Below are 26,046 nucleotides of genomic sequence, written 5' to 3'. Positions count from 1 at the left end.
AAAAATGGAAGCGCGCCATTATACTCATGCACGGCGCGCCGCTCAATGCAAAATAAGGGCCTTCGGTCAGCCTTGTGGCAGTTTTACCTGTACCACGGTCACCGGCTGGTCGAGCCAGTCGGCGAAGCTGTCGAGAAAGGCCTGGGTGAACCCGGCCTCGCCCCAGTTGTTGAAGATGAACCCCAGGTTGGAAAAGGCACATGGCTGCAGGTAAATGAAGCCATTGATGTCATCTTCGAAGCCGCACAACGGGCAGGTGAAGTTGTCGCTCACCGCCGGCATCCATTCTTCCAGGCTTTCGAACAGCGGCTCACCCACCTCGCGCCGGCACTCGGGGCAACCGGCCTCTTCGAGGAAACCTTCGGTCGGGGTATAGATGCAGCGCTTGAGCATCACCTCCAGGCCGTTGACCTGCTCGCCGAAGGGTAGTTTCTGCGGGTGCAGGGCCACTTTGCGGGCACCTTCGGCCAGGGCATGACCCATGCGGTTGCCGGTGCGGCCACAGGTGGTCAGCTGTTCCTCGACGACTTTCTCGCGCACCAGCCAGCGCAGGATGGCGCGGGCCCGGGCTTCGTGCACCGGGACGGTAGACAGCTTGGGAACGATGATGCTCTGGGTGTTCATGAACGGGACAAGCCTGAAAAAACTGCGGTATTGGCGCAATTCTACCGCCTGCTCAGGCGCTCAGGTAGCGACCGATCAGCGCCAGGCCGCTGGCCAGCACCAGCCAGGTGACCAGGCGCACGAAAGCTTCGCGGGACAGCCGGTGGGTGAGCCTGCGCCCTACCCAGAGGCCGACGAGCATGACCGGCAACAGGCAGGCGGCGAGCAGCAGCAGGTTCTGGTCGGCATAGACGCCTGCGATCAGGAACAGTGTCAGCCGCACCACCGTACTGCAACTGATCAGCGCGCTCTGGGTAGCGCGCACCTGTTCCTTCACCTCCAGCCGCGCGCTCAGGTACAGGGCATAAAGGAAGCCGCCGCTGCCGAACAAGGCACCGAACAGCCCGCCTGCCGTGCCCATCGGCATTGCCCAGTAACCCGACAAACTGGCCGGCCGCACCTTCACCGCCAGCCCGTACAAGGCATAGGCCGTGACGAACAGGCCCATCAGCAGCAGCAACAGGTCGGACTTCAGCTGTAGCAGGAATACCACGCCCAGCGTGCAGCCAATGGCCATGAACGGCAGCAGCCGCAGCAGTTCGCCGCGCACGACATCGCGGCGCGAGGGCAGCAGGTTGCCGAAGGCGGCGACGAAGTCCAGCAGCACCAGCAGCGGAATGATCCGCGACAGCGGCATGAAGTGGATCAGCACTGGGCCGGCCACCAGCGCGGTGCCGAAACCGGCGATGCCGAAGACGATGTAGGCAGCGCCGACACCAAGCAGGATGGGCAGCCAGTCAAGGCCGGAAAACGACAGTTGGGCGAGCATGGCAGCAGTTCCTGGGAAGACAGGCAAAGGTTAGCCAGCCATGAGCCATGCCGACTAATATGCCTTTGTCGCCACACTCATCTCGAAAAGGCATGACATGACGTCGATCCGCCAATTGCGTTACTTCGTGGAAATCGCCGAATGCGGCAGCTTCAGCGCTGCCGCCGAGCGGCTGTACATCGCCCAGTCGGCGCTGAGCCGGCAGATCAAGGAACTGGAGCAGCAACTGGGCACGCCGCTGTTCGAGCGCACCGCACGCCTGCCACGCCTGACACTGGCTGGCCAGGCCTTCCTGGAACGGGCGCGGCGCTTGCTGGCCGACCTGGCGCAGGCCGAGAGGGTTACCCGCGATATCGGCGAAGGGTTGCAGGGCAGCCTGCGCCTGAACCACTCCAGTACCGTACCGCTGACCGGCCCGTTGCTGGCTCGCCTGGGCGGCTACTTGCGCGACAACCCAGGGGTTTCGCTGGAAATTGCCCAGCAGTCGTCGGAGGCGCAGCTGGAGGATATCGCTGCCGGGCGATTGGATATCGGCCTGCTGCGCTTGCCGGTGCTGCGCCAGCATGAAGGGGTGGTGCTGCATGAACTGTTCAGCGAACCGCTGCTGCTGGCGGTCGCCGCCGCGCATCCCTTGGCCAGCGCGCCACAGGTGAAACTGGAACAACTGCGGGAAGAGCGCTTCATTTCCATTCCGCACCGGGACCGTGGCGGGCTGAGCTACCTGTCGGCCTCGATGTGCATGGAGGCAGGCTTTTTCCCGCGAGCGGCGCAGGTGCTGTCGCGCAAGACCACCCAGTTGCAGCTGATTCAGGCGGGGTTTGGGGTGGCGTTGTTGCCGGAATGCATGCGTGAGATTGCGCCTGCCTCAGTCAGCTTCGTGGCGCTGGAAGGAGGGTGTGAGAGTACTGTGGCGATGGCTTGCAGGCGGGATGCAGGTTCGATGGTGCGCCAGTTCGTGACGGCGATGCAGGCCTGAAGGGCCTGCCCCCATAGAACTGCACATAACTCATTGAATTAGCAGGGGCCCTGTGGGAGCGGCTTTAGCCGCGAACACCGGCGCAGCCGGTGCCATGCACCGCGTTGGATTCTTCGCGGCTAAAGCCGCTCCCACAGGGTATGCGGACTGCTTGCACTTTCAGTTATCTACGCGACAGCGCAGCCCAAAGGGCTGGGCCGGCTCCCACAGGGACAGCATGAGGCCCAAGCCAGCGCGATACCTGTGGGAGCCGGCTTGCCGGCGATAGGGCCGGGACAGACAACCGGGGCCGATGTCCTTTATGATGCCCGCCATGATCAGAGACCCTTTCGAACGACTCGGCCTGGACCGCGAGGTCCTTACCGTCAGCCAACTCAACGGCCGCGCCCGCGTGCTGCTGGAAGACGTGTTCCGCAGCGTGTGGGTGGAAGGCGAGATTTCCAACCTCGCCCGCCCGGCGTCCGGCCACATGTACTTCACCCTCAAGGACAGCGGCGCACAGGTGCGTTGCGCGCTGTTCCGGCAGAACGCCACGCGGGTGCGCCAGGCCCTGCGCGACGGCCTGGCGGTGCGGGTACGCGGCAAGGTTTCGCTGTTCGAAGGGCGTGGCGACTATCAGCTGATTCTCGACACCGTCGAGCCGGCCGGTGATGGCGCCCTGCGTCTGGCCTTCGAGGCATTGAAAGAGAAGCTCGGTGCCGAAGGGCTGTTCAGCGCCGAACGCAAGCAGCCGCTGCCAGCCCACCCGCAGCGCATCGGCATCATTACCTCGCCCACCGGTGCAGTGATCCGCGACATCATCAGTGTGTTCGGTCGCCGCGCCCCGCAGGTGGAGCTGAACCTGATCCCCACCGCAGTGCAGGGCCGCGAAGCCATTGCACAGATCGTGCGCGCGATCCGCCTGGCCGATAGCCTGGGGTTCGATGCGCTGATCCTGGCCCGGGGCGGCGGCTCGCTGGAAGACCTGTGGTGCTTCAACGAAGAAGCCGTGGCGCGGGCCGTGGCCGCCTGTGTCACACCGATTGTCAGCGCCGTGGGCCATGAGACCGATGTCTCGATCAGCGACTTTGTCGCCGACGTGCGCGCGCCCACACCGTCTGCTGCCGCCGAGCTGCTGGCCCCCGACAACAGTGGCCTGCAGCAACGCCTGGATGGCCTGCAACGGCGCCTGCTGCTGCGCATGCAGAACCGCCTGACCCACGACCGCCTGCGCCTGGAGTCGCTGACCAGGCGCCTGCGCCACCCGGGCGAGCGCCTGCGCCAGCAGGCCCAACGCCTGGACGACCTGGACATGCGCCTGCGCCGCGCGTTCATGCTCAACCTCAACCAGCGCCACGAGCGCCTGGCACGCCTGGACACCCGCCTCGCCGCGCAGCACCCGGGGCGCACCCTGAAACTGCTGGGCCAACGCCTGGACAGCCTGGCCGAGCGCCTGCCACGGGCCATGCGCGAGGTGCTCAAGGACCGCCGCCAGCGCTTCCAGGCCCAGTTGCAGACGCTGCAGGTGGTCAGCCCGCTGGCCACCCTCGCTCGCGGCTACAGCATCTTGCTGGACGAACAGGGCCAGGCCATCCGCAGCGCCGAACAGACCCGCAATGGCCAACGCCTGACCGCCCGCCTGAACGAAGGCGAGCTGTTGGTGCGGGTCGAAGACAACCACCTGACCCCGGTCACCCTCTCACTTCTGGACTGACACATGCCCCGCCTGCTCGCGCCCCTGCTTGCCCTTTCCCTCCTGCTGCTGGCCGGCGGCGCCCAGGCCAGCTACATCACCCGCACGCTGAACAAGCCGGTACCCGGCGGCGTGGCGGTGGTCGACCTCGGCCCCGCCGCCAGCGCGCCCAGCGCCCGCTTCGACGGCAAGCCGGTGCTGGTGGTGAAAGAGCAGGACAACTGGCTGGCCATCGTTGGCATCCCGCTGACCCAGAAGCCCGGCACCGCGGTGCTGAGCCAGGGCGGCCGTACCCTGCCCTTCACGGTCGGTAGCAAGAAATACCCCGAGCAGCGCATCACCCTGAAGAACACCCGCCAGGTCAACCCGAACCCGGCCGACCTCAAGCGCATCGACCGTGAGCTGGCCGAGCAGATCAAGGCCTATCGCAGCTTCAGCCCGACCCTGCCGAGCAACCTGATCCTCGACAAGCCGGTCAGTGGCCCGCTGTCGAGCAAGTTCGGCGTGCGCCGTTTCTTCAATGGCGAAGAACGCAACCCGCATGCCGGGCTGGACTTCGCGGTGCCGGCCGGCACGCCGATCAAGACCCCGGCCAATGGCAAGGTGATTCTGGTGGGCGATTACTTCTTCAATGGCCGTACGGTGTTCGTCGACCATGGGCAGGGCTTTATCAGCATGTTCTGCCATATGTCGAAGATCGATGTACAGGTGGGGCAGCAATTGCGCCGGGGCGAGGTGGTGGGGCGTGTGGGCTCGACCGGGCGGGCTACCGGGCCGCACATGCACTGGAACGTCAGCCTGAACGATGCGCGGGTGGATCCGGCGATTTTCATTGGCGCGTTCCAGCCCTGAGAGCGGTACTGCCTGTGCCGGCCTTTTCGCGGGTAAACCCGCTCCCACAGGGATGGCGCTGCACCTGTGGGAGCGGGTTCACCCGCGAAAGGGCCAGCACAGTCGACATCAGTTCAACTGTGTTGCGCCATCGAAAAATACTGCGCAACAATCAATAAGCCAGCCTTTCTTTCATGCCATAAAATCTCGCCTTTCAGCTTTTTTTAAGCATTCCTCTCAATTTTTCCTGAACGCTTGCCATCCCCCACCCCACTGGTTAGGGTTGAAGGCATGAAAACCTTCAGCACCCTCATCCTGCTCCGACAACATCGCAGCCTCTGCCTGGTCAGCGCCCGACTACCAGGCTGAATCGCGTCGCCTCGCCTTTTCATCTCGTTATCGCTCGGCAGGCCCGATCTCGGCCGCACACAAAAGGATTGCTTCCATGACCATGCTCAAAGACCCTTCGAAGAAATACCGCGCTTTCCCGACCATCGACCTGCCTGACCGTACCTGGCCGTCGAAGACCATCACCGCCGCGCCAATCTGGTGCAGCTCCGACCTGCGTGATGGCAACCAGTCGCTGATCGAGCCAATGGATTCGGAGAAGAAACTGCGCTTCTGGAAGACCCTGGTGCAGGTTGGCGTGAAGGAAATCGAAGCCTCGTTCCCGTCCGCTTCGCAGACCGATTTCGACTTCGTGCGCATGCTGATCGAAGACGGCCACATCCCGGACGACACCACCATCCAGGTGCTCACCCAGGCCCGTGAAGACCTCATCGCCCGCACCTTCGAGTCGCTGCGCGGAGCGAAGAAGGCCATCGTCCACCTGTACAACGCCACCAGCCCGTCGTTCCGCCGCATCGTCTTCAACCAGGACAAGCAAGGCGTGAAGGACATCGCGGTGAACGCGGCCAAGCTGTTCGTCAAGTACGCCGCCCAGCAGCCGGAAACCCAGTGGACCTTCCAGTACTCGCCGGAAACCTTCAGCGCTACCGAGATGGAGTTCGCCAAGGAAGTCTGCGACGCGGTCATCGAGGTATGGAACCCGACCCCCGAGCACAAGATCATCCTCAACCTGCCGGCCACCGTGGAAGTGTCCACCCCGAACATTTACGCGGACCAGATCGAATGGTTCTGCCGTAATGTCAGCCGTCGCGACAGCGTGATCATCAGCCTGCACTGCCACAACGACCGTGGCACCGGCATTGCCGCCACCGAACTGGGCCTGATGGCCGGTGCCGATCGCGCCGAAGGCTGCCTGTTCGGCAACGGCGAGCGTACCGGTAACGTTGACCTGGTGACCCTGGCGTTGAACCTCTACACCCAGGGCATCGACCCGCTGCTGGACTTCTCCGACATCGACGGCGTGCGCAAGGTGGTCGAAGAGTGCAACCAGCTGCCGGTGCACCCACGCCACCCGTACGTGGGCGACCTGGTCCACACCGCGTTCTCCGGCTCGCACCAGGATGCCATCCGCAAGGGCTTCGCCAAGCAGCAGGAAGGCGAGCTGTGGGAAGTGCCTTACTTGCCGATCGACCCGGCCGACATCGGCCGCAGCTACGAGGCGGTAATCCGCGTCAACAGCCAGTCGGGCAAAGGCGGCATCACCTACCTGCTCGAGCAGGAATACGGCATCAGCCTGCCGCGCCGCATGCAGATCGAGTTCAGCCAGGTAGTGCAGGGTGAAACCGACCGCCTGGGCCTGGAAATGACCGCCCAGCAGATCTACAGCCTGCTGCACAAGGAATACCTCCAGGCCAACGCCCCGTACGCGCTGGTCAGCCACCGCCTGCAGGAAGAGAACGGCCACAGCGCCGTGGAAGTGGAAGTCGCCGGTGAAGGCGAAACCACCCTGCACTGGCGCGGCAAGGGCAACGGCGCACTGGAAGCACTGGTGGCCGGCCTGCCGATTGCCGTGGAGATCATGGACTACAACGAGCATGCCATTGGCGCCGGTACCAATGCCAAGGCCGCGGCCTATATCGAACTGCGCGTGGCCGGTGGCCGCCCGGTGCATGGTGTGGGTATCGATGAAAACATCACCACGGCCAGCTTCAAGGCACTGTTCAGCGCGCTGAACCGCTCGCTGAGCCTGCAGGAAGCCAAGGCGGCCTGAGCCGTACCGCAATGAATGAGAAAGCCCGCATCGTTTGATGCGGGCTTTTTTGTTGGCCTGTGCCGGCCTCTTCGCGGGTGAACCCGCTCCCACAGGGATCGCGCTGCACTCAGCATCTGTACAGTACCTGTGGGAGCGGGTTCACCCGCGAAAGGGCCGGTACAGGCGCTGCAAGATCTCCAGGCAAAAAAAGGGGCGCCGACCAAGCGCCCCACAAGCCGTAAAGCACACAACAAATTAGTTGGCGTCCAGCAGCGCCATCGCTTCCGCACTGCACGCTTCGATCCGCGCCCAGTCGCCGTTCTTGATCCAGCTGCTGTCGAGCATCCAGGTACCACCCACGCACATCACATTGGGCAGCGCCATGTAATTGCGCACGTTGGCCGGGTTCACCCCGCCCGTAGGGCAGAAACGAATATCACCGAACGGGCCGCCAAAGGCCTTGATCGCCGCCACGCCGCCGCTGATCTCCGCCGGGAACAGCTTGAAGCGGCGGTAGCCCAGGGCGTAGCCCATCATGATTTCGGACGGTGTGCTGATGCCTGGCAGCAGCGGGATCTCGCTGTCCACACCGGCTTCGAGAATGTCCTGGGTAATGCCTGGGGTAACGACGAATTGCGCACCCGCAGCCTCAACGGCGGCGAACATGCCGCGATCGAGCACGGTGCCGGCGCCGACACAAAGCTCCGGTCGCTGCTCGCGCAACACCTGGATGGCCTTCAGGCCATATTGCGAGCGCAAAGTCACTTCCAGGGTACGGATACCGCCGGCGGCCAGGGCGTCAGCCAGCGGCAGGATGTCTTCCTCACGGGCGATGGTGATCACCGGCAGGATGCGCGCCTTTTCGCAAATGGCGTCGATCCGTGCGGCTTTGTCGGCCATCGAGAGCTTGGGCTGTGGGCGTTCGAGGGTGGTCATGACTGTGGATCCTTGGCTCATGGGCACCAGTAGATGTCCAGGGGGGCGTGAAGAAAAGCGCGAATCGGCATTTCGGTAAGGTCGTTGCCAGCCAGCGCGGCGCGCAGGGTAGCGAGTTTGCCCTGCCCTTGTACGGACAGCGCGGTAAAGGCGGAGCTGGCCAGCAGCGAGCGGGTCATCGACAGGCGCTGGTGCGGCACGCTCGGTGCCAGCAAGGGCAGGCAGCGGCGTGGGTTGGCCAGGTCGAGGCCTGCCTCCAGGTTGGGGCTGGCGGGGAACAGCGAAGCGGTATGGCCATCATCCCCCATGCCCAGCACCAGTACGTCGATCGGCGGCAGCTCGGCCAGGGCCTGATCGGCCTTGCCCGCAGCGGCATCGAGGTTCTCCGCCTGCTGGTAAAGGCCAACGAAGCGGGCCTTGGCCGCCGCGCCCTTGAACAGGTAGCGGGCCAGCAGGCCGGCGTTGCTGTCGGCGTGCTCCACCGGCACCCAGCGCTCATCGGCCAGGCTGACGGTGACCTTGGCCCAGTCGAGGTTTTCGCTGGCCAGCTGCTCGAGGAACGGCACCGGGCTGCGGCCACCGGACAGCACCACGCAGGCCTGGCCCTTGGCGGCAATGGCCGCGCGCAGGCGCTCGGCCACGTCATGGGCCTGGGCTGCGGCCAGAGCCTTGGCATCCGCCAGCTCGTGTACCTTCACAGCCGCTGGCAGTTTCAGTTCAGATATCCCCATACCACGCCCTCCCATCGCGTGTGATCAGTGCAATCGAGCTCATCGGCCCCCAAGAGCCTGCCGCGTATGGCTTGGGCGCATCGCCCGCGTTACGCCAGCCGGCGATCAGCTGGTCGCACCACTTCCAGGCATACTCGATTTCGTCCTTGCGCACGAACAGGTTCTGGTTACCGCGCATCACTTCGAGCAACAGCCGCTCGTAGGCATCCGGAATCCGTGCACTGCGCCAGGTATCAGAGAAATTCAGCTGCAACGGGCCGCTACGCAGTTGCATGCCTTTGTCCAGGCCCTGCTCCTTGGTCATCACCCGTAAAGAGATGCCTTCGTCCGGTTGCAGGCGGATGATCAGCTTGTTACCGATCTGCAAACGCTGTTCCGGGGCGAAGATGTAGTGCGGCGTTTCCTTGAAGTGAATGACGATCTGCGACAGCTTCTGCGGCATGCGCTTGCCGGTGCGCAGGTAGAACGGCACCCCCGACCAGCGCCAGTTGCGGATGTCGGCACGCAGGGCGACGAAGGTTTCGGTGTCGCTCTGGGCGTTGGCGTTGTCTTCTTCCAGGTAACCAGGCACCGGCTTGCCATCGCTGTAGCCGGCGATGTACTGGCCGCGCACCACACGGGTGCTCAGCCCTTCACCGGTGATCGGTGCCAGGGCCTTGAGTACCTTGACCTTCTCGTCACGGATGGCATCGGCCGACAGTTCGCTGGGCGGGTCCATGGCGATCAGGCACAGCAGCTGCAGCAGGTGGTTCTGGATCATGTCGCGCAGCTGGCCGGCCTTGTCGAAGTAGCCCCAGCGGCCTTCGATACCGACCTTCTCGGCGACTGTGATCTCCACATGGGAGATGGAATTCTGGTTCCACTGGGTTTCGAACAGGCTGTTGGCGAAACGCAGAGCGATCAGGTTCTGCACCGTTTCCTTGCCCAGGTAGTGGTCGATGCGGTAGACCCGGCTCTCTGGGAAGAACCGCGCCACGGCATCGTTGACCCGGCGCGACGACTCCAGGTCGTGGCCAATGGGCTTCTCCAGTACCACCCGGGTGCGTTCGGCCAGCCCGGCCTTGTCGAGGTTTTCGCAGATGGCCCCGTACACCGCCGCAGCGGTGGCGAAGTAGGCGATCAGCGGCAGCTCGCCCGGCAACTGCTCGGCCAGGGCCTGGTAGCCCTCGGGCTGGAGGAAGTCCAGGTGCTGGTAGCTCAGCCTGGCGAGGAAACGGCCCAGCGCGGCGGGCTCGATATCGGCCTCGGGCACATGCCGGCGCAGGTGCGCTTCGATGCTGCCCAGGTGCCCCTGCGCGCTACCGGCCTCGCGGGCCAGCGCCAGCAGGCGGGTTTCCGGGTGCAACAGGTTGGCCCGGTCGAGCTGGTAGAGCGCAGGAAACAGCTTGCGCAATGCCAGGTCGCCGAGGGCGCCAAACAGGGCAAAGGTGCAAGGTTCGACACTGATCGCAGCCATGATGTTGGTTCTTTCCTAAAGTTGGTCTAGGAATACCGCTTTCACATACGGTTTTCAAGGGATAATGTAGTAAAAACCACAACATTACACACAAGTGTTACAGACAAGTGGTACGTCAACCGCGCCGACAGTACGATAGACGACCGTGCAAAAAGCCTGCTGCTCCCACAGCCGGCTGTCTTCCCGACCCAAGGACACACCCCATGGACCGCGTGCGAAACCTCCTGGAACAGATCCAGGGCCGCCTCGACGAGCTGAACAAGGCCGAACGCAAAGTCGCCGAAGTCATCCTGCTCAACCCGCAACAAGCCACCCGTTTCAGCATTGCTGCGCTGGCCCAGGCGGCCAAGGTCAGCGAACCGACCGTCAACCGCTTCTGCCGCTCGTTCGGCGTCAGCGGCTACCCCGAGCTCAAGCTGCAGCTGGCGCAGAGCCTGGCCAGCGGCGCCGCCTACGTCAGCCGCGCGGTGGAGGCTGACGACGACCCGGCCGCCTACACCCAGAAGATCTTCGCCAGTGCCATCGCCTCGCTCGACAGCGCCTGCCAGCAGCTCGACCCGCAGCAGGTCAGCCGTGCCGTGGACATGATGATCCAGGCCCGGCAGATCCACTTCTTCGGCCTGGGCGCCTCGGCCCCGGTGGCGCTGGACGCCCAGCACAAGTTCTTCCGCTTCAACCTGGCAGTATCGGCCCACGCCGACGTGCTGATGCAGCGCATGCTGGCCTCGGTGGCGCACACCGGCGACCTGTTCGTGATCATCTCCTACACCGGGCGCACCCGCGAACTGGTCGAGGTGGCCCGCCTGGCCCGGGAAAACGGCGCCTCGGTGCTGGGCCTGACCGCCGCCGGTTCGCCACTGGCCAATGCCTGCAGCCTGAGCCTGCACATTCCGCTGCCGGAAGACACCGACATCTACATGCCGATGACCTCGCGGATCATCCAGCTGACCGTACTCGATGTGCTGGCCACCGGCATGACCCTGCGGCGCGGCGTGGACTTCCAGCCGCACCTGCGCAAGATCAAGGAAAGCCTCAACGCCAGCCGCTACCCGATCGAGGACGACGAGCTCAACTGAGCCGGTGTGCCTGCAGGCGCAGGTGGGCACGCTGCCCCGGCGCCAGGCTCAGGCCCTCGCCACTGCCGCTGGCGGCCTCGACACAGACGAAGCGCTGGCATTCACGCCCGGTCACGCCCATCAGCGGGCGGTTGCCGGGGTGCCAGACCACCGTGTCGTCGCTGTCACCGGTATCGATGCACAGCTCGCGCTGCCAGGCCGGGTCCTGCAATTGCACCCGCGGCGTGCCGGGGTAGACCTTCTGGCAGCCGCCCTTGAGCTTCAGCGCGCCATCTTCACGGCAGGCCTGGCGGTTCAGGCGGTCGTAGCCTTCGATATCCTCCAGCCCGGACAGCGCTATCTCGGACACGTCACTGATGCGCCAGTAGGCCAGCAGAGCATGGCTCAGCTGGCAGGGTTCGCTGTCCTGGTGCTCGGTGCTCAGGCTGAGCTCCATGCGGCTACCCAGCCGGGCATGCAGGTCGACCTGCCAGTCGCACAGGTCCAGCCGCCATTTCAGGGTTACGCCCTCCTCGTCCTCGCGGCTGTCTACCAGCTTCCAGTCGAGCAGGCGCGCCCAGCCATGGGCCGGCCACAAGTCCTCGCTGGGGTGGCGGCCATACCATGGCCAGCACACCGGCACACCACCGCGGATCGCGCCCACCTGCGGCCACTGCTCGGCGCACCACAGCCAGGGCCGTTCACCCGCTGGTTGAAAATGCAGCAGTTGCGCACCCTGGCGGCTGAACACCGCCTGGCAACGGGGATGGTCGATGATCAGCACATCGCGCTGCTGGTAACGCTCCCACTCGAATGTCGGCCGGGGCCGCTGCGAGGTAAAGAAGCGATGGAGCGGATGTTCGGGCATGGTTCAGAGCTCTTGTTGTTTGAGATAGCGCTGTCTCGGCCTATCCCCGACAACCACTGAAGGCCAGTGGCTGCCGGGTACCGAAGTGGATTGGCGTAAATTTACAACAATTGCTCTCAGAATGACGACTGAATCTTCAAACCTGCGACCAGCGCGTTGTCCACCTCATCCACCCCACCGGGGCTCTTGATGTACTGCAGGTTGGGCCGCACGGTCAGCCAGTTGGTGACGTGGAAGCCGTAGTAGAGCTCGGCGTTGTACTCGGTACGCTGCAGCGGCACAAAGCCTGGGTTGTCGTAATCGCTGATGCCGCTCTGGGCGTTGAGCAGTTCGGCGCGCTTCTTCACGTCGTCGTTCACATGAATGCGCGCCACGCCGAAGCCGATATCGTCCTTGGGCCGGGCGTCGAATGCGCCTTTGTAGACCAACCCCAGTTGCTGGTAGTTGTCGACCACGTTGGTGGCCTGGTCGTGCACAGTGAAGTTGGCAAACAGGCTCAGGCCACGGTTTACATCGCCGCCATGGGCAGTGACCTGCTGCTGTGCCACCACCCACCAGCCATGCTTGCTGGAGTGCGACTTGAAGGCTTCGCCCGTCAGCGCCTGCGGGTTGCCGTTGACGTCATCGAACACATCGTCAGCCTTGGCCGTGCTGTAGTAGTAACCCAGGCGGTACTCGCCCGGCAGGCCGTTGACCTTGGGTGACCACACCGCTTCCACCGGCAGGATCGCGCCCTTGGTGCCGCTGCCACTGAGCTTGAAGCCGTTGCCGGTTTCCAGGTTGGAAGGGTTCTGCTCGAAGGCGCCGACCTGGACGAAGAATTCCGGGGTGATGTTGTATTTCACCCGCAGCGCCCACTGGCTGACCGGCCAGTTGTACCAGATGCCGCCAACCCAGTTCCCCACCTGCGAGCCGCAGAAGGCCAGGTTCTGGAAGTCGCAGGGGAAGCTGTTGAAGTCCTCGCCCTCGCCGAAGCGGCCAAATTTGACGTCCAGTGCGCCGTCGAAGTACTTCTGCTTGACCCACATCTGGGTCAGCCGCCAGGTCTGGCCGCGGCCCCACACTTCCTGCACCGAGCTGAACTGCCCGGCGCGCGGATCGCTGATGCGGTCGTTGGACAGGTTGCGGCCGCTGCGCTCGGTGATCGCCAGTTTGAACTCGGCGTCATGCCAGCCGAAGATTTTCTGCAGGTCCAGGTGCGCGCCGAGGGCGAACTGGTCGCTATAGCGCGCGGTCTTGTCGTCGTTGTAACCGCCGTGCAGGTTGCCGGCAACCTCACCGACATAATCGAGGGTGAAGTCATAGCCCTTTTCCAGCAGCTCGGTGCGGGTGCCGCCCCAGTCACCGGTCATCCACTTCGATTCGCTGGAAAAAGCCTCGGCAGCCTGCGCGCCGCTGCCAGCGGCCATCGCCAGCGGTGCGAGCAAGGCGAGCGAACCTAATGTCCTGATGCGTTTGCGCTGTTCCATCCCTTTGCGTCCTCTTTGTTCTTATTGACGGTGTAGACGAGTTATCGGCCTTTGAAGTGCGCCACATTGTCTTTCATGGTTGCGGCAGTAGTGGCCAGGTGCAGGCGCTCGCCGCTGGCGGCGTCGAACAGCAGCACCCGGGCCGGGTCGAATTGCAGGTTCAGGCTGTCGCCGACCCGGCACGCCACATCCGGCGCCAGGCGGCAGCAGACCTTGGTCTGGTTGAGGGTGACGAACACCAGCAGGTCTGGCCCGGTGGGCTCGGTCACCTGCACCTCGGCGCGAATGCCGGGCAGGCCATTGCCCTCGGCTGCACCCAGGGCAATCTGCTCGGGGCGGATGCCCAGGATGATCTCGCGGCCCTCCAGCTCGTCTGCAGCCACCCCCAGAGGCAGTTCGCAACGCGCCTGGCCGCTGTCGAGCACGGCCAGCAGGCGCCCGTCCTGTTGCGTGAGGCGCACCGGGATGAAGTTCATCGGCGGAGAACCGATGAAGCTGGCGACGAACTGGTTGGCCGGATCGTTGTAGATCTGCTGCGGGGTGCCGAACTGCTGGATGATGCCGTCCTTCATCACCGCCACCTTGTCGCCCAGGGTCATGGCCTCGATCTGGTCATGGGTGACGTACACGGTGGTGGTCTTCAGGCGCTGGTGCATCAGTTTCATTTCGGTACGCATCTCGACGCGCAGCTTGGCATCGAGGTTGGACAGCGGTTCATCGAACAGGTAGATCTTCGGCCGCCGCGCCAGCGCCCGGCCCATGGCCACGCGCTGCTGCTGGCCACCGGACAGCTGCGCCGGCTTGCGCGCCAGCAGGTGCTCGATCTGCAACAGCTTGGCCACCCGCGCCACTTCCTCGTCGATGGCGGCCTGGGGCAGCTTGCGGATCTTCAGGCCGAACTCGATGTTCTCGCGCACGCTCATGGTCGGGTACAGCGCGTAGGACTGGAACACCATGGCGATGTCGCGGTCCTTGGGGCTCATGCCGCTGACGTCCTGCTGGTCGATGAGTATCGCGCCGCCGGTGATCTGCTCCAGCCCGGCGATGCAGTTCATCAAGGTCGACTTGCCGCAACCCGACGGGCCGACCAGGATCAGGAACTCGCCATCCTTGATCGACAGCTGGATGTCCTTGAGGGTGTCCGGCAAGCCGCTGCCGTAGGTCTTGTTCACATTGCGAAGTTCGAGCGTTGCCATGACTTACCCCTTTACCGCGCCAGCAGTCAGCCCGCGGACGAAATATTTGCCTGCCACCACGTAGACCAGCAGGGTTGGCAGGCCGGCGATCATCGCCGCCGCCATGTCGACGTTGTATTCCTTGGCCCCGGTGCTGGTGTTGACCAGGTTGTTCAGGGCCACGGTAATCGGTTGCGAATCGCCGCTGGAGAACACCACGCCGAACAGGAAGTCGTTCCAGATCTGGGTGAACTGCCAGATCAGGCAGACCATGATGATCGGCGTGGACATCGGCAGGATGATGCGGCGGAAGATGGTGAAGAACCCGGCACCGTCCAGGCGCGCAGCCTTGACCAGCGCATCGGGGATGCTCACGTAGAAGTTGCGGAAGAACAGCGTGGTGAAGGCCAGGCCGTAGACCACGTGCACCAGGACCAGGCCGGTGGTGGTGCTGGCCAGGCCGAGCTTGCCGAGGGTGAACGAGGCCGGCAGCAACACGGTCTGGAACGGCAGGAAGCAGCCGAACAGCAGCAGGCCGAAGAACAGCTGCGAACCGCGGAAGCGCCACATCGACAGCACATAGCCGTTCAGCGCGCCGATGGCGGTGGAGATCAGCACCGCTGGCACGGTGATCATGATCGAGTTCCAGAAGTAACCGCTGACCGTGCTCCAGGCCTTGACCCAGCCGATGCCGGTAATTGCCACCGGCCAGCTCAGCAGGTTGCCGGTGCTGATGTCGTCCGGGGTCTTGAAGCTGGTCAGCAGCATCACCACCAGCGGCACCAGGTACAGCAGCACCGCCAGCAACAGCACCGCGTGGATGGCGATGCGGCTCGGGCTAAGCACCGCTTTGTCGAGAGGGCTATGCATGGCGTTTGCTCCGCAGCTCCGAGTACAGGTAAGGCACGAGGATCGCCAGGATCGCCCCGAGCATCAGGATGGCGCTGGCCGAACCCATGCCCATCTGGCCGCGGCTGAAGGTGAACGAATACATGAACATCGCCGGCAGGTCGGACGAGTAGCCTGGGCCGCCGGCAGTCATGGCCGCCACCAGGTCGAAGCTCTTGATGGCTATGTGCGCGAGGATCATCAGCGAGCTGAAGAACACCGGGCGCAGGCTGGGCAGTACCACGCGCCAGTAGATGCGCGGCAGGCTGGCGCCATCGATCTGCGCGGCGCGGATGATCGACGGGTCGACGCCACGCAGGCCGGCGAGGAACATTGCCATGATGAAGCCCGAGGCCTGCCACACGGCGGCGATCACCAGGCAGTACACCACCCGGTCGGGATCGATCAGCCAGTCCAGGCGAAAGCCCTCCCAACCCCAGTCACGCAGTAGCTTGTCCAGGCCCATGCCGGGGTTGAGCAGCCACTTCCAGGCGGTACCGGTGACGATCATCGACAGCGCCATGGGGTACAGGTAGATGGTGCGGATGAAACCTTCGCGACGGATGCGCTGGTCCAGCAAGACCGCCAGCACTACGCCGATGACCAGGCTGATGGCGATGAACAGGCCGCCGAACAGCAGCAGGTTCTTGCTTGCCACCCACCAGCGGTCGTTGTCGAACAGCCGGGCGTATTGCGCCAGGCCGGCCCATTTGTAGGTCGGCAGGAAGGTCGAGGTGGTGAAGGACAGGACGAAGGTCCAGAGGATGTAGCCGTAGAAGCCCACCAGGACGATGAACATGCTCGGCGCCAGCACCAGCTTGGGCAGCCAGCGCTGTAGCGCGTCCAGGGGTGAGGCCCGCAGTTGGGCGGTTGCTGTGGTCATGATTTGGTACCCAAAGCCCAGGCAGTGTGGGGCACTGCCTTTTGTGTTGTCGGTACTGGCCCTATCGCCGGCAAGCCAGCTCCCACAGGTAACCCACAATTTTCAAAGGCAATGAAAATCCTGTGGGAGCCGGCTTGCCGGCGATAGGGCCGTCAGCGTTTTACTGGGCAGCCTTGATCGCCGCCGCCAGCTTCTTCGCCGCATCGGCCGGGTCGGCCTTGGGGTCGTTGATGTAGTTGGTCACCACATCGAAGAACGCGCCCTGCACGGCCAGCGTGGTGGCCATGTTGTGCGCCATGCTCGGCTGCAGGCCGCCATTCTTGGCATCGGCCAGGAAGTCTTTGGCGGAGGTTTGCGCACAGGCGTCGAAGCCATGCTTGCCCATGTCGGCCAGCATGTCGTTGCGCACCGGAATCGACCCCTTGTTGCTGCTGAAGACCTTCTGGAAGTCCTCGCCCAGCACCTTGCGGGCAATATCCTGCTGGCCGGCAGACGTGCCGGCGTCGTTCTGCTTGAACACCACCAGCGAGTCGATGTTGTACAGGAATGCCTTGTCGGTGCCGGGGAATGGCACGCACTGGTAGTCCTTGCCAGCGGTTTTCTTCGCCAGGGTCCATTCGCTCTTGGCCCAGTCGCCCATGATCTGCATGCCGGCCTTGCCGTTGATGACCTTGGCCGCTTCCAGGTTCCAGTCCTGGCCTTTGCCGTCCGGGTCCATGTAGGTGGCGACCTTCTTCAGTTCGGTCAGCGCCTTGACCATCTGCGGGCCGGTCAGGGCCGCGCTGTCGAGGTCGACCAGGGCCTTCTTGTAGCCATCGGCCCCCATCACCGCCAGCACCACGCTTTCGAACACGGTGCTGTCCTGCCACGGCTGGCCGCCATGGGCGAGCGGGATGAAGCCGGCGGCCTTGAGCTTGTCGGCGGCGGCGTAGAATTCGTCGAGGGTGGCTGGCGCCTTGTCAATGCCAGCCTTCTTGAAGACGTCGGGGTTGATCCACAGCCAGTTGATGCGGTGGATGTTCACCGGCACGGCGACATAGTCACCGTCGTACTTCACGGTGTCCGCGACCTTCTTGTCGAGCAGTGAGTCCCACTTTTCGTCCTTGGCCACATCCTTGAGCACATCGGCATCTAGCAGGCCGGTGGCTGCCCAGTCCTGGATGTCCGGGCCCTTGATCTGCGCGACACCCGGCGGGTTGCCGGCCACGGCGCGGCTCTTGAGCACGGTCATGGCGGTGGCACCACCACCGCCGGCGACGGCGCCGTCCTTCCAGGTGAAGCCATCTTTTTCGACCTGGGCCTTGAGCACATCGACCGCCGCTTTTTCACCACCGGAGGTCCACCAGTGCACCACCTCGACACTGCCTTTGGCATCGGCAGCCAAGGCACTCAGCGGGAACAAGGAGGCCAGTGAGATTGCGGCAGCGAGACGGAGCGTGGAATTCATCGAAGCACCTTTCTTGTTGTTATGCCGTGCAAGTCGATCGCTTGCGTTGCATGAAGTCTAAACAGCGTGCTCGCCTCGCCAGGTAACGAAGCGATGCGTGAATGTCATCGTTTGGTTACATTGCCGGCCAGGCTGCTGGCCAGGCTGGGTGCCAGTGGCAAGCCCGGCAGCAGCAGCGCCTGGTAGGCATGGTAGAGGTCGGGCTTGCCTGGCCAGATGGTCGCGGCCGGCTGGTTGTGCGCATCGAGTTCGTGGTGCCAGCTGCCAGCGCCGTGGTCGATGAAATGGTTGGCGATGAAGTCCCAGCAACGGCGGTACCACTGCTCGTAGTGCGCCTCGCCCGTGCGCTGCAACAGGGCCGCGGCGGCGGCGCAGGCTTCGGCATGCACCCAGTGCAGGCGTGCGCGCACCACCGGGCGATCGTCCCAGTCCAGGGTGTAGACGAAACCGGGCGCGCCATCGACGTTCCAGGCCTGCTGGCAGGCTGTATCGAATAATGCGCGGGCACAGTCTGGCAGCCACTGCGGGGCATGCAGGCCGGCCCGTTCCAGGCTGGCTTCAAGATGCAGCAGTAACCGCGCCCACTCCAGGGCATGCCCGGGCGTGGAACCATAAGGCCGGAAGTGGTCTGCCGGGTGCGCCTGGTTGTAGTGCGGCAGTGGCTGCCAGAGGGCGTCGAAATGCTCGATGACCCGGTAGCCGTTGGCGGCGGCATGGGTATGGATGATGCGTTCGGCGATGCGCAAGGCGCGTTGCAGCCACAGGCTGTCGCCAGTGACGTCTGCCAGGGCCAGGAAGGCCTCGACCGCATGCATGTTGCTGTTGGCGCCACGGTATTGCTCGGGCAACTGCCAGGCACGGGAGAAGGCTTCCCGCAGGGCACCCTCCTCTTCGCTCCAGAAATGCGCTTCGAGCACCTGCACCGCGTCTGCCAGCAGGGCTGGTGCACCGCCAGCACCTGCCATCACCGCCGAGCTGGCGGCCAGGGCGACAAAGGCATGCAGGTAAGCCGCCTTGCCGCTGTCGTCATGGCCACCGGGGTGGGCGAACCAGCCGCCGTAGGTGGCATCCTGCAGCGCGCCACGCAGGGCGACCACACCGTGTTCGGCATAGGCCAGGTAGCCGGGCACGCCCTGCAGGTGGGCCAGGGCGAAACAGTGGGTCATGCGGGCGGTGATCAGGGTTTCGGCGCGGGCACCGGGGGCAAGCAGGCCTGCGGCGTCGAGGCTGCCGAAGCCATCGGGCAGTTTCGAAGCCGTGGCGAAGGCCAGCAGGCGTTGCCCTTCTGCCATGCGCCAGGCGGTGTGGGCCGGGGCGTCGAGCCATCGGGTGGAAGCCAGGTTGGAGGTGCTCATGGGCCAGCTTGATCCTTGCCAGTCGTCTGCGAATTCTAGTGAGCGGGCCTGGATGGGAATGTCACCAAGGAAGGTGGATTTGTCACCAGCCAGTGACATTTGTGTTGCTTGTACCGGCCTCTTCGCGGGTAAACCCGCTCCCACAAAGTCCTCATAGGTCCACCAGACTCCGAGGCTAATGCAAAAACCTGTGGGAGCGGGTTTACCCGCGAAGGGGCCGGTACAGGCAACACAACCCTTCAGTCCATGCCCCGCGGCAGATACAAGGTCACCCGCAACCCGCCCTCACGCAGGTTCAGCAAGCTCACCTCCCCGCCATGGCTATGGGCAATGTTGCGCGCAATCCCCAACCCCAGCCCGTACCCCTGCTGCTGCCCGGCCAGACGGAAGTGCGGCTCGAACACTTGCTCCAGCTGCTGCTGCGGCACCCCCGGACCCTGGTCATCCACCTGCAGCACGAACCCCTCGGCACTGTCGATGATGCGCAGCCGCGCCCGCTCGCCGTACTTGATGGCGTTGTCGATCAGGTTGCCGATGCAGCGCCGCAGCGCCAGCGGCTTGCCCGGGTAAGGCGCCAGCGCCCGGCCTTCGAGCGTTATGCGGCCATCGCCCAGGTAGGGCTCGGCCAGGATTTCCAGCACCTGGTTGAGATCGACCGGCTCGATATTCTCGTGGATGTCGGTGTTCTTTACGCACTGCAACGCGCCTTTGACCAGCAGCTCCAGCTCGTCCAGGTCCTGGCTGAACTTGGCCTGCAGGCGCTCGTCCTCCAGCAGCTCGACGCGCAGGCGCAAGCGGGTGATCGGCGTGCGCAGGTCGTGGGAAATGGCGCTGAACAGCTGGCTGCGCTCGGTCAGGTAGCGGCTGATGCGCTCGCGCATGCTGTTGAACGCACGCCCCACCTCGACCACCTCGCTGCCACCACCTTCGGCCACCGGCGCCACATCGGCTCCCAGCGACATCTCCCGCGCAGCCCGCGCCAGGCGCTTGAGCGGCCAGCTTTGCCAGTGCACCAGCAAGCCGATGAACAACAGCAGCAAGGCCGTGGTCAGCACGATGAAGCCGATCTGCTGACGCGGCAGGCGCTCGGCCTCCAGACTGGTGTAGGGCTCGGGCAGCAGCGAGGCGATGTACAGCCACTCACCCTCGCCCAGGCGGATCTGGGTGACCAGCACCGGCGGGTTGAGTGGCTCCAGGGTCAGCGAGTAATGCGCCCAGGAGCGTGGCAGTTCGTCGAGCTTCAGGCCGCTGTTGAAGATACGCAGGTCGTCCGGCCCGACGAACTCCACGGAAATTTCCATCTGCGAACCCAGGCGCTCATGCAGCACTTGCTGGAACACATCGATAACCGCCTGCTTGCGCGGGGTAACGGGCAGAAGCGGCATGTCCAGCGGCTTGGCGTTGAGCGACACGAAAAAGCGCGTGCCGCCCATGCTGCGCAGCTGGTCGAGGACCATCGGCCGGTAGGCCACCGGCAACGAGCGGAAGTAGCTGACACTGGCACTCATCGAATGAGCCAGGCTGCTGGCGCTGGCACGCAGGCCCTGCAACTGGCTGGCGCGCAATTGGGCAACCCAGATGATGCTCGACAACCCCTGGGCCAGCAGCACTACCAGCAGGGTCAGCAGCAGCATGCGCCCCAGTAGCGAGCGAGGCAGCAGTCGCCAGCGCCGCTCAGGGCGCATTGCAGACATGGGCAGCCAACAGGTAGCCGCTGCCGCGTACGGTACGGATCAGCCGGGGTGGTTTGTCGGTATCGCGCAGGCGCTGGCGCAGGCGGCTGACCGCCATGTCGACGATGCGGTCCAGCGGCATCGGCTCGCGGCCACGGGTGGCGTTGCCGATGGTGTCGCGGTCGAGGATCTGCTGTGGGTGGTCGAGGAACAGTTTGAGCAGGGCGAAGTCGGCGCCGGAGAGAATCACCTCCTCACCGTCACGATGGAACAGGCGGTGGCTGACCGTGTCCAGGCGCCAGTCGTCGAAGGCCAGCACCGCACTGCCCGGCGCCGCCTGGCCGAACTCGGCGCGACGCAGCAGGGCCTTGATCCGCGCTTGCAGTTCGCGGGGGCTGAACGGCTTGCCCAGGTAGTCGTCGGCACCCAGCTCCAGGCCGATGACCCGGTCGGTTTCGTCGGAGCTGGCGGTGAGCATGATGATCGGTACCCGTGCCTGGCGCGGGTGCTGGCGTACCCATCGGCACAGGCTGAAGCCGTCTTCGTCGGGCAGCATGACATCGAGGATGACCAGGTCGCAGGGGGTGGACTCCAGCGCGCGGCGAAAGCCCTTGCCGTCGGCCTCGGCATGCACCTGGAAGCCGGAGCGGCTCAGGTAGGTTTGCAGCAGTTCGCGGATTTCCTGGTCGTCGTCGACCATCAGGATCGATTTGCCGGCAGTGCTCAAGGTGGTCCGTCCTTTTGTTAGTTACAGGTCTTTGTTGCCTGTTTTTATTGGGGCCGCTTTGCGGCCCTTCGCGGGCTTGCCCGCGAAGGGCTGCAAAGCAGCCCCAGTCAGTGATCCAGCGCCTGCTGCAAGGCTACCCCGGCCCCCAGCAACCCGGAAAACTCCGCCATCACCAGCCAAACCGGCACGCCAGCGAAATAGCCACTCATGCAGCCCTTGTCGGAAAAACTGGCGGCAAACCCGCTGCGCACGAACAGCTCGGCAAAGCGCGGGATCACGCCGCCGACAATATAGACCCCACCCCGTGCGCCCAGCGTCAGAACATTGTTACCAGCGACTCGGCCGAGGAACCGGCAGAACTGCTCGATCACCGCCAGCGCCCGCGGCTCGCCGCCGAGCGCGGCATCGGTGATCTGTGCCGGGGTCTTGTGTCGGGGTGTGTCGCCGTCCAGCGCGCAGATTGCCTGGTACAGGCGCAGCAGGCCACCGCCACTGAGCACGGTCTCGGCGCTGACATGGCCGATCTGCCCGTGAATCTGTTGGTGAATCGCCGCTTCGCGGGCATTGCCCACCGGCAGGTCGACGTGCCCGCCCTCCCCCGGCAGGGCATGCCAGTGCTGTTCGCCCAGGCGCAATAGCGCACCCACGCCCAGCCCGGTACCCGGGCCGATGACCAGGGCCGGCCGCGACAGGTCTGCCTGGCCTGGGCACACTTCGCGGAACTCGCCGGGGCGCAGGCGGGTCATGCCCAGCGCCATGGCGGTAAAATCGTTGATCAGCAGCAGCCGCTCGACCTGCAATGTCTGGCAGAAGGCCACGCGGCTGAGGCGCCAGTGGTTGTTGGTGAAGCGGAACTCATCGCCATCGACCGGCCCGGCCACCGCCAGGCAGGCAGCAGTCACGCCGCCGCGGGTAATGCCCAAGCCTTCAAGGTAAGCCTCGATGGCCTGTTCCGGGCTGGTGTAGTCCTCGGTGGCGAAGACCTTCACTTCGTGCAGCTGGTTGTCACGCCACAACGCAAAACGGGCATTGGTGCCGCCGATGTCGCCAACCAGCAGGTCCTTCATTTGAGGTTCTCCAGGGCCGAGGTGAACGCACTGGCGCCCTGCTCTGCCGGGCTGAACGCCACGCGCATGAAGCCGAACAGCTCGCGCCCGCAGCCCAGGTCGTTGCCCAGTGGCGCTGGCGGCAGGTCGCGGCTGGCCAGTTCTTCGGCCGACACCATTACCCGCAGCGTGCCTTCGACACCATCGACCCGCACCATATCACCATCGCGCACCCGTGCCAGCGGGCCGCCGTCATAAGCCTCGGGGCAAACGTGAATGGCCGCCGGGATCTTGCCCGAGGCACCGGACATGCGCCCGTCGGTCACCAGCGCCACCTTGAAGCCACGGTCCTGCAGCACACCGAGGAACGGTGTGAGCTTGTGCAGCTCGGGCATGCCGTTGCAGCGAGGGCCCTGGAAGCGCACCACGGCGACGAAGTCACGCTCCAGCTCGCCGGCCTTGAACGCATCGGCCAGCGACTGCTGGTCGTGGAACACCCGCGCCGGGGCCTCGACCACCTGGTGCTCGGGGGCGACAGCGGACACCTTCATCACGCCGCGGCCAAGGTTGCCCTCCATCACCCGCAGGCCGCCTTCGGCCGAGAACGGCCGCGCCACCGGGCGCAGGATGCTTTCGTCCAGGCTGTGCTGCGGCCCTTCGCGCCACACCAGCTTGCCGTTGTCGAGGAACGGCTCCTGGGTGTAGCGGCGCAGGCCATGGCCGGCCACGGTGTTGACGTCTTCGTGCAGCAGCCCGGCATCGAGCAGCTCGCGGATCAGGAAGGCCATGCCGCCCGCGGCCTGGAAGTGGTTGATGTCGGCCTTGCCGTTGGGGTAGACGTGGGACAGGGTCGGTACCACCTCGGACAGGTCGGCCATGTCCTGCCAGGTCAGCTGGATACCCGCGGCCTGGGCAATCGCCGGGATGTGCAGGGTATGGTTGGTCGAGCCGCCGGTGGCGTGCAGGGCGACGATGGAGTTGACCAGCGCCTTCTCGTCGACGATTTCACCCAGCGGCATGAAATTGCCGCTGGCCTTGGTCATGCGCGTGACCTGCTGCGCGGCCTCGGCGGTGAGCGCGTCGCGCAGCGGTGTGTACGGGTTGACGAACGAGGCACCCGGCAGGTGCAGGCCCATCACTTCCATCACCAGCTGGTTGGTGTTGGCAGTGCCGTAGAAGGTACAGGTGCCAGGGCTGTGGTAGGACTTCATCTCCGACTCCAGCAGCTCTTCGCGGCTGGCCTTGCCTTCGGCGTAGCGCTGGCGCACATCGGCCTTCTGCTTGTTGGAAATGCCGGAGACCATCGGCCCGCCCGGAACAAAGATGGTCGGCAGGTGGCCGAAGCGCAGCGCCCCCATCATCAGGCCGGGGACGATCTTGTCGCAGATGCCCAGCATCAGCGCGGCGTCGAACATGTTGTGCGACAGGGCCACGGCGGTGGACATGGCGATCACTTCGCGGCTGGCGATGGCCAGCTCCATGCCCGGTTCGCCCTGAGTCACGCCATCGCACATGGCCGGCACGCCACCGGCGAACTGGCCGACCGAGCCGACCTCGCGCAGGGCCTGCTTGATCTGCTCGGGGAAGTGCTGGTACGGCTGGTGCGCCGAAAGCATGTCGTTGTAGGCCGAGACGATGGCCACGTTGGCCGCGTTCATCAGGCGCAGGGTCTGCTTGTCGTCGCTGCCGCAACCGGCCACGCCATGGGCGAAGTTGGCGCACTGCAGGCTGGCACGCATGGGGCCGTCACTGGCCGCGCCGCGAATCAGTTGCAGGTAGCGTTCGCGGGTGGCACGGCTACGTTCGACCAGCCGCTGGGTGACCTCAAGGATGCGCGGATGCATGTACTGGACTCCAGGCTAATTGTAAGGGCGGTTTACCGGGCATTTCCCCTCCAAACGATTGCGGCCTAGGCTCAAGGTAGAGGAGCCCGCTGCATCGGTGGAGGCACGTCGCCCAACCACTCGTTGTATGTTTAAACAAAATACTGCCACTAAAAAGGCTTGTTTTCTATCGGCAGGTGAATAATCTTGTAATTCCAACAACAAAACCGTTTCAGTGAAGCTCCTTTGTGCCACAGGTTTCACTCGGACTGCCAGAGGTACTGCCATGACCCTACGCATCGCCATCAATGGATTCGGCCGCATCGGGCGCAACGTCCTGCGCGCACTGTATACCCAAGGCTACCGCCAGGACCTGCAGGTCGTCGCCATCAACGACCTGGGCGACAGCGCCATGAATGCCCACCTGCTCAAGTACGACAGCGTGCACGGCACCTTCGACGCCAGCGTCGAGGCCGACCACGAAAGCCTCACGGTCAATGGTGACCGTATCGCGGTCAGTGCCATCCGCAACCCGGCCGAACTGCCCTGGAAGGCCGAGGCGATCGACGTGGTGTTCGAATGCACCGGGCTGTTCACCGAGCGCGCCAAGGCCGCCGCACATCTGGCTGCGGGGGCTGGCAAGGTGATTGTCTCGGCACCGGCCAAAGGCGCCGATGCCACCGTGGTGTACGGGGTCAACCATGACATCCTGCGGGCCTCGCACCAGATCATTTCCAATGCCTCCTGCACCACCAACTGCCTGGCACCGATTGCCCAGGTGCTGCACCGCGAGTTCGGCATCGAACAGGGCCTGATGACCACCATCCATGCCTACACCAACGACCAGGTGCTGACCGATGTGTACCACGGCGACCCGTACCGTGCGCGCTCGGCGACCCAGTCGATGATCCCGAGCAAGACCGGCGCTGCCGAGGCCGTTGGCCTGGTGCTGCCGGAGCTGGCCGGCAAGCTTACCGGCATGGCGGTACGAGTGCCGGTGATCAACGTGTCGCTGGTGGACCTCACCGTCAACCTCAAGCGCGAGGCCACGGCCGAGCAGGTCAACCAGCTGTTCCTCGAGGCCAGCAAGCATTCCAGGGTATTGGGCTACAACGCCTTGCCGCTGGTTTCCTGCGACTTCAACCACAACCCACTGTCGTCGATCTTCGATGCCAACCATACCCGGGCCAACGGGCGCATGCTCAAGGTGCTGGCCTGGTATGACAACGAGTGGGGGTTCTCCAACCGCATGCTGGATAACTGCCTGGCGTTGTGCCGCGCCCGCTGAATTTCTCAGCCTGATGCGGCCAATGTGGGGTGACCCTTGTGGGAGCGGCCTTGCGTCGCGAAAGGGCTGCAAAGCAGCCCTCGGACCTCAGCGGTGGTGCTGAGACCTCCGGGGCCGCTTTGCGGCCCTTTCGCGACGCAAGGCCGCTCCCACAAAAAGCATGCCGGCGCCTGCCACTAACAATCTTTACCTTTTCCTAACATTTCCAGGCTTG

General features: G+C 64.5%; 22 protein-coding genes. 6 read left to right on the top strand and 16 right to left on the bottom strand.

Annotation, left to right across the window (positions count from 1 at the left end):
* Positions 1–66 precede the first annotated feature (66 nt).
* Together ABX298_RS15885 and ABX298_RS15880 are read right to left on the bottom strand one after the other, a co-directional pair.
* Positions 67–624, bottom strand: a complete 558-nt coding sequence (locus tag ABX298_RS15885; RefSeq protein ID WP_075043909.1) for a sugar ABC transporter ATPase — start codon at positions 622–624, stop codon at positions 67–69.
* Positions 625–676: 52 nt separating this feature from the next.
* The gene (locus tag ABX298_RS15880; RefSeq protein WP_286101123.1) at positions 677–1,432 is read right to left on the bottom strand and encodes a sulfite exporter TauE/SafE family protein; all 756 of its coding nucleotides are present in this window, start codon (positions 1,430–1,432) and stop codon (positions 677–679) included.
* A gap of 97 nt (positions 1,433–1,529) precedes the next feature.
* Between ABX298_RS15880 and ABX298_RS15875 the strand changes: the two genes are divergently transcribed.
* The 4 genes from ABX298_RS15875 to leuA all read left to right on the top strand — a co-directional run bounded on the left by ABX298_RS15875 (position 1,530) and on the right by leuA (position 7,030).
* A complete protein-coding gene (locus ABX298_RS15875) occupies positions 1,530–2,408 on the top strand; it encodes a LysR family transcriptional regulator (RefSeq protein WP_013971136.1) in 879 nt (292 codons plus the stop codon).
* 313 nt (positions 2,409–2,721) lie between these two features.
* Positions 2,722–4,101, top strand: a complete 1,380-nt coding sequence (xseA, locus tag ABX298_RS15870) for an exodeoxyribonuclease VII large subunit (RefSeq protein WP_061303230.1) — start codon at positions 2,722–2,724, stop codon at positions 4,099–4,101.
* A gap of 3 nt (positions 4,102–4,104) precedes the next feature.
* The gene (locus tag ABX298_RS15865) at positions 4,105–4,932 is read left to right on the top strand and encodes a M23 family metallopeptidase (protein WP_025337876.1); all 828 of its coding nucleotides are present in this window, start codon (positions 4,105–4,107) and stop codon (positions 4,930–4,932) included.
* Between the two features lie 424 nt (positions 4,933–5,356).
* Positions 5,357–7,030, top strand: a complete 1,674-nt coding sequence (gene leuA, locus ABX298_RS15860; RefSeq protein WP_085587545.1) for a 2-isopropylmalate synthase — start codon at positions 5,357–5,359, stop codon at positions 7,028–7,030.
* Positions 7,031–7,267: 237 nt separating this feature from the next.
* Here leuA and ABX298_RS15855 read toward each other — a convergent pair whose 3' ends face one another.
* Genes ABX298_RS15855 through zwf form a run of 3 tightly spaced genes read right to left on the bottom strand, consistent with a single transcriptional unit; the run spans position 7,268 to position 10,135 of the window.
* Complete coding sequence (locus ABX298_RS15855; protein ID WP_025337874.1) at positions 7,268–7,948, bottom strand: bifunctional 4-hydroxy-2-oxoglutarate aldolase/2-dehydro-3-deoxy-phosphogluconate aldolase; 681 nt, start codon at positions 7,946–7,948, stop codon at positions 7,268–7,270.
* Positions 7,949–7,965: 17 nt separating this feature from the next.
* Positions 7,966–8,679 (bottom strand): 6-phosphogluconolactonase, encoded by a 714-nt coding sequence (pgl, locus tag ABX298_RS15850; RefSeq protein ID WP_367393336.1) that lies wholly within the window; start codon positions 8,677–8,679, stop codon positions 7,966–7,968.
* Positions 8,666–10,135, bottom strand: a complete 1,470-nt coding sequence (gene zwf, locus ABX298_RS15845) for a glucose-6-phosphate dehydrogenase (RefSeq protein ID WP_367393335.1) — start codon at positions 10,133–10,135, stop codon at positions 8,666–8,668. Before zwf ends, pgl begins: the two co-directional genes overlap by 14 nt.
* A 212-nt stretch (positions 10,136–10,347) precedes the next feature.
* Here zwf and hexR point away from each other — a divergent pair, with 212 nt between their 5' ends.
* Positions 10,348–11,211, top strand: coding sequence for a DNA-binding transcriptional regulator HexR (hexR, locus tag ABX298_RS15840; RefSeq protein ID WP_169774905.1), 864 nt, complete (start codon positions 10,348–10,350; stop codon positions 11,209–11,211).
* On the opposite strand, the gene ABX298_RS15835 is transcribed toward hexR, so the two are convergent.
* The 11 genes from ABX298_RS15835 to edd all read right to left on the bottom strand — a co-directional run bounded on the left by ABX298_RS15835 (position 11,204) and on the right by edd (position 24,565).
* Positions 11,204–12,058: a D-hexose-6-phosphate mutarotase gene (locus tag ABX298_RS15835; protein ID WP_013971129.1), complete on the bottom strand. Its 855-nt coding sequence runs from the start codon at positions 12,056–12,058 to the stop codon at positions 11,204–11,206. The genes hexR and ABX298_RS15835 overlap by 8 nt on opposite strands.
* Before the next feature lie 116 nt (positions 12,059–12,174).
* Positions 12,175–13,467 (bottom strand): carbohydrate porin, encoded by a 1,293-nt coding sequence (locus ABX298_RS15830; protein ID WP_238067667.1) that lies wholly within the window; start codon positions 13,465–13,467, stop codon positions 12,175–12,177.
* Positions 13,468–13,568: 101 nt separating this feature from the next.
* The gene (locus ABX298_RS15825; protein ID WP_075043902.1) at positions 13,569–14,723 is read right to left on the bottom strand and encodes an ABC transporter ATP-binding protein; all 1,155 of its coding nucleotides are present in this window, start codon (positions 14,721–14,723) and stop codon (positions 13,569–13,571) included.
* A 3-nt stretch (positions 14,724–14,726) separates the two neighbouring features.
* Positions 14,727–15,572, bottom strand: coding sequence for a carbohydrate ABC transporter permease (locus ABX298_RS15820; protein WP_075043901.1), 846 nt, complete (start codon positions 15,570–15,572; stop codon positions 14,727–14,729).
* The gene (locus ABX298_RS15815) at positions 15,565–16,473 is read right to left on the bottom strand and encodes a carbohydrate ABC transporter permease (protein WP_025337868.1); all 909 of its coding nucleotides are present in this window, start codon (positions 16,471–16,473) and stop codon (positions 15,565–15,567) included. The genes ABX298_RS15820 and ABX298_RS15815 overlap by 8 nt, the downstream gene beginning before the upstream one ends.
* A gap of 160 nt (positions 16,474–16,633) precedes the next feature.
* On the bottom strand, positions 16,634–17,920 hold the full coding sequence (locus ABX298_RS15810; RefSeq protein ID WP_367393334.1) for an ABC transporter substrate-binding protein: 1,287 nt from the start codon (positions 17,918–17,920) through the stop codon (positions 16,634–16,636).
* 104 nt (positions 17,921–18,024) lie between these two features.
* On the bottom strand, positions 18,025–19,275 hold the full coding sequence (locus ABX298_RS15805; protein ID WP_367393333.1) for an AGE family epimerase/isomerase: 1,251 nt from the start codon (positions 19,273–19,275) through the stop codon (positions 18,025–18,027).
* 239 nt (positions 19,276–19,514) lie between these two features.
* The gene (locus ABX298_RS15800; RefSeq protein WP_367393332.1) at positions 19,515–20,969 is read right to left on the bottom strand and encodes an ATP-binding protein; all 1,455 of its coding nucleotides are present in this window, start codon (positions 20,967–20,969) and stop codon (positions 19,515–19,517) included.
* The gene (gene gltR, locus ABX298_RS15795) at positions 20,950–21,675 is read right to left on the bottom strand and encodes a two-component system response regulator GltR (protein WP_025337864.1); all 726 of its coding nucleotides are present in this window, start codon (positions 21,673–21,675) and stop codon (positions 20,950–20,952) included. Before gltR ends, ABX298_RS15800 begins: the two co-directional genes overlap by 20 nt.
* A 107-nt stretch (positions 21,676–21,782) precedes the next feature.
* Complete coding sequence (locus tag ABX298_RS15790; RefSeq protein ID WP_367393331.1) at positions 21,783–22,742, bottom strand: glucokinase; 960 nt, start codon at positions 22,740–22,742, stop codon at positions 21,783–21,785.
* Entirely contained in the window at positions 22,739–24,565 is a 1,827-nt protein-coding gene (gene edd / locus ABX298_RS15785) for a phosphogluconate dehydratase (protein WP_367393330.1), read from the bottom strand. The genes ABX298_RS15790 and edd overlap by 4 nt, the downstream gene beginning before the upstream one ends.
* 265 nt (positions 24,566–24,830) lie before the next feature.
* On the opposite strand from edd, the gene gap reads away from it, so the two are divergent.
* Positions 24,831–25,832, top strand: coding sequence for a type I glyceraldehyde-3-phosphate dehydrogenase (gap, locus tag ABX298_RS15780; RefSeq protein ID WP_041506241.1), 1,002 nt, complete (start codon positions 24,831–24,833; stop codon positions 25,830–25,832).
* Positions 25,833–26,046: the final 214 nt, after the last annotated feature.

The organism is Pseudomonas sp. X4, from assembly GCF_040784925.1.
Lineage (GTDB): Bacteria > Pseudomonadota > Gammaproteobacteria > Pseudomonadales > Pseudomonadaceae > Aquipseudomonas > Aquipseudomonas putida_Z.
This window is presented reverse-complemented; position numbering and strand designations above follow the sequence as displayed.

Bases quoted from the DNA above. Each gene is read 5' to 3' on its own strand.
- ABX298_RS15875 (WP_013971136.1), top strand. From the start codon at position 1,530: ATGACGTCGATCCGCCAATTGCGTTACTTCGTGGAAATCGCCGAATGC.
- ABX298_RS15810 (WP_367393334.1), bottom strand. From the start codon at position 17,920: ATGAATTCCACGCTCCGTCTCGCTGCCGCAATCTCACTGGCCTCCTTG.
- xseA (WP_061303230.1), top strand. From the start codon at position 2,722: ATGATCAGAGACCCTTTCGAACGACTCGGCCTGGACCGCGAGGTCCTT.
- ABX298_RS15855 (WP_025337874.1), bottom strand. From the start codon at position 7,948: ATGACCACCCTCGAACGCCCACAGCCCAAGCTCTCGATGGCCGACAAA.
- ABX298_RS15830 (WP_238067667.1), bottom strand. From the start codon at position 13,467: ATGGCCGCTGGCAGCGGCGCGCAGGCTGCCGAGGCTTTTTCCAGCGAA.
- ABX298_RS15815 (WP_025337868.1), bottom strand. From the start codon at position 16,473: ATGACCACAGCAACCGCCCAACTGCGGGCCTCACCCCTGGACGCGCTA.
- leuA (WP_085587545.1), top strand. From the start codon at position 5,357: ATGACCATGCTCAAAGACCCTTCGAAGAAATACCGCGCTTTCCCGACC.
- ABX298_RS15885 (WP_075043909.1), bottom strand. From the start codon at position 624: ATGAACACCCAGAGCATCATCGTTCCCAAGCTGTCTACCGTCCCGGTG.
- ABX298_RS15835 (WP_013971129.1), bottom strand. From the start codon at position 12,058: ATGCCCGAACATCCGCTCCATCGCTTCTTTACCTCGCAGCGGCCCCGG.
- gap (WP_041506241.1), top strand. From the start codon at position 24,831: ATGACCCTACGCATCGCCATCAATGGATTCGGCCGCATCGGGCGCAAC.
- zwf (WP_367393335.1), bottom strand. From the start codon at position 10,135: ATGGCTGCGATCAGTGTCGAACCTTGCACCTTTGCCCTGTTTGGCGCC.
- ABX298_RS15805 (WP_367393333.1), bottom strand. From the start codon at position 19,275: ATGAGCACCTCCAACCTGGCTTCCACCCGATGGCTCGACGCCCCGGCC.
- ABX298_RS15825 (WP_075043902.1), bottom strand. From the start codon at position 14,723: ATGGCAACGCTCGAACTTCGCAATGTGAACAAGACCTACGGCAGCGGC.
- ABX298_RS15865 (WP_025337876.1), top strand. From the start codon at position 4,105: ATGCCCCGCCTGCTCGCGCCCCTGCTTGCCCTTTCCCTCCTGCTGCTG.
- edd (WP_367393330.1), bottom strand. From the start codon at position 24,565: ATGCATCCGCGCATCCTTGAGGTCACCCAGCGGCTGGTCGAACGTAGC.
- ABX298_RS15790 (WP_367393331.1), bottom strand. From the start codon at position 22,742: ATGAAGGACCTGCTGGTTGGCGACATCGGCGGCACCAATGCCCGTTTT.
- pgl (WP_367393336.1), bottom strand. From the start codon at position 8,679: ATGGGGATATCTGAACTGAAACTGCCAGCGGCTGTGAAGGTACACGAG.
- ABX298_RS15800 (WP_367393332.1), bottom strand. From the start codon at position 20,969: ATGTCTGCAATGCGCCCTGAGCGGCGCTGGCGACTGCTGCCTCGCTCG.
- ABX298_RS15820 (WP_075043901.1), bottom strand. From the start codon at position 15,572: ATGCATAGCCCTCTCGACAAAGCGGTGCTTAGCCCGAGCCGCATCGCC.
- ABX298_RS15880 (WP_286101123.1), bottom strand. From the start codon at position 1,432: ATGCTCGCCCAACTGTCGTTTTCCGGCCTTGACTGGCTGCCCATCCTG.